3 protein-coding genes are annotated in these 2,649 nt (G+C 57.7%); all 3 read right to left on the bottom strand.

The genetic code is table 11. The features are described from left to right. The coding region (locus ACIQ2L_RS13440; RefSeq protein WP_396159683.1) for a WD40 repeat domain-containing protein at positions 1 to 493 on the bottom strand (493 nt) is incomplete at its 3' end. Between the two features lie 51 nt (positions 494 to 544). Next, positions 545 to 1,849, bottom strand: coding sequence for a DUF1501 domain-containing protein (locus ACIQ2L_RS13435; RefSeq protein ID WP_396159682.1), 1,305 nt, complete (start codon positions 1,847 to 1,849; stop codon positions 545 to 547). Positions 1,850 to 1,873: 24 nt separating this feature from the next. Next, a partial coding sequence (locus ACIQ2L_RS13430) for a DUF1553 domain-containing protein (RefSeq protein ID WP_396159680.1) occupies positions 1,874 to 2,649 on the bottom strand: 776 nt, incomplete at its 5' end.

Below are 2,649 nucleotides of genomic sequence, written 5' to 3'. Positions count from 1 at the left end.
TTTCGTAATCGCCCCAAGTCGCGATCAGATCGCCACTGGATGCGTCCCAAAGTCGTGTGGTCATATCATCAGCAACACTCGCGACGCGACTGGCATCGGGCGATACGGCCAACATCCGCACCCATTTCGAATGCGCCGATTCGACTCGGCGAATGACTTCGCCACTGGCCATGTTCCACCAGATCAGCGCGCCGTCGTAGCCGCCGGAAACGAGTTTATCGCCGGCGCGAACCAGGCCCGTTACATAACTGCTGTGACGTTCTTGGCCGATCGGGATGGCTTCGATCTTTTCGGCCGCCACATCGATTCGGTGGACCGCAAAGTCCGACATACCGACAAACAACGTCGTCGCCGCTTCGCCTTGCGTTATGCAAAAACCGATCGCCGGCAGACCGATGGTCTTTTCGACCTTCACCGTCTGTGGCAACGCAGGCGCAGCGGCCTTTGAATCGGCAACTTGTAACGCGGCGGCGGACTCATCACTGGGCATCATGGCGAACACTCGACGATAAGGATGCTAACGGAATGGTGTTGAAAACGGTACTTAAGCCAGCACTTCGCGGATCGGGTTGGTGCCGAAATCGGCCAGCGGAATCGGACGCGCCCCCAGCATGTATTCGTGCTGGTGGTCGATCCCCAGCGCCGCAAGAATCGTCGCGAACAAGTCACCGGCGCTCGCTTCGCCTTCGACCACTCGGTGCCCTTCGTCGTCGGTTTTTCCATAAGCGACGCCGCCACGAATTCCCGCACCCGAAAGGCTACAGCTCCAAGCACTCGCAAAGTGGTCGCGACCAAGGCTGGCGTTGATATTGGGCGTGCGGCCGAACTCGCCCAGCGTGATCACCAGCGTGTGCTCCAGCAGTCCCCGCTCGGCCAAATCATCTAACAACACCGACATCGAATGGTCCAAGTCGGCGCAAAGTTCTTGGTGCGTTTCGAAGTTCTGGCCGTGGCTGTCCCACCACGCGCGAGCGACTTTGACGAACGGCACGTCGGCTTCGACCAATCGCCGCGCGATCAAGCATTGCTGGGCAAATTGTGATGATCCATAACGATTGCGAACGCTTTCGGGTTCACGTTCGATATCAAACAGGTCGGCGCTGGCCATCAGTCCATGCACGCGTTGATACGCCGACATATGGCTGTCGACGGCTTGATTGCGACGCGCTGTGGTAAAGCGCTTTGCCAACACGTCGCGAAGCGCCGCTCGGTCGTGGTGGTCAATCTCGGAAATGATATCGGGCCGCACAACGTTCGCCGGCGTCATGCTTTCACTCAGAAACATCGGCGAGTAACGCGCACCCAAAAAACCGCTCGTCCCTTTGCGTCGGCCTTCGGTCGATGTGTAAAGCGAAACGTAATCGGGAACCTTGCTTTCCAGTCGACCGAGTTCGCGAGCGACGACGGCACCGATGTCTGGATACTTGACTCCCGGATCCGGCACCCGGCCACATTCCATCAGATCGGCACCTGTGCCGTGGTCGGCGATCTTGGTATTCAACGACCGGATGATCGCCGTGTGTTGCATCCGCTGGGCCAGTTCCGGCAGCAATTCGCTGATGTGAATCCCGGTAACGTTTGTCGGAATCGCACGAAACGGACCGCCGGTTTTCGCTCCCGGTTTCGGATCCCAGGTTTCGAACTGGCTCGCACCGCCGGCAAGCCACAGCAAGATCACTCGCTTATTCTGTTTCTTCAGTTCACTGGCCATTGCCTCGCTGCGCAGCCCGTGAATGGCCGTCATATCAGCGACCGAACCGGCCGTGACACCTGCAGCCGCAGCGGACAAAAATCGACGTCGCGACAAACCGTTTTCTTGCGGCCCCAAGCCGCTGATGTTCGATGCCATGATGTTTTATCTCCCGCTTGTTGGTTAGTGATTGAATCGGAGTTCGGGGCCGGCCAGCAATGCCCAGGTGAGCGACCGCAGCGATTCGACTCGATCGGTGTTTTCGCGTTGAATCCAAGCGGCCGCCGTTTGTAACTCCTGATCAGACGGTTTGCGATTGAGCACCGTGACCCACAATTGCTCGACCGCCTGGGAATTCTCCTCGATCGACTTCAACTTGCCCACGATTCGGTCGCCACCATCGCGCAACAGGTCATTCGTAATCCGATCGTTGTTGCTGAAGAAGAGTGCTTCGTCTACAGCGATTTGAAAGTTTTCGCCCGGTTGCTCGAACTCCCGCGACCAACCGCCCGCTTGATTTTCCAGATCATTTCTCAGCTTGTTCCACGCGACCGAATCTTCTGGCGCTGGCCAATTGTCTGGCGAACGGATGACAACCAACAACGATGCGGCCATTTGGCGCGGTGTGAGCGATTTGGTTGAGGCAAAGGCATAAGTCGAAGCGGCCGGGGGCGTTTCGTCGACCGCCCACTCGCTCGATCTGGCATACGCTTGGCTGAGTGTGATGCCACGGATCAGACGTCGCAGGTCATAACCACTGGCGACAAAGTCGCGGGTCAACCAGTCGAGCAATTGGGGATGGCTCGCAGGATTTGCCTCGTGCAGTTGATCTGGCGGATCGACCAAACCCAGGCCCATCAATCGCAGCCACGTTCGGTTGACAATGTTCTTTGCTAAGAATCGTTCCTTATCATCACGGATAGCAAGTTCAGATAATTCGCGACGTGGGCTGAAGCTGG

The sequence above is a fragment of the Flavobacterium sp. genome (assembly GCF_044369455.1).
Lineage (GTDB): Bacteria > Bacteroidota > Bacteroidia > Flavobacteriales > Flavobacteriaceae > Flavobacterium.
The sequence above is the reverse complement of the archived record's forward strand: the minus strand, read 5'-3'. Positions and strand labels throughout refer to the sequence as shown.

Coding starts and splice junctions, on each gene's coding strand:
- ACIQ2L_RS13435 (WP_396159682.1), bottom strand. CDS start 1,849: ATGGCATCGAACATCAGCGGCTTGGGGCCGCAAGAAAACGGTTTGTCG.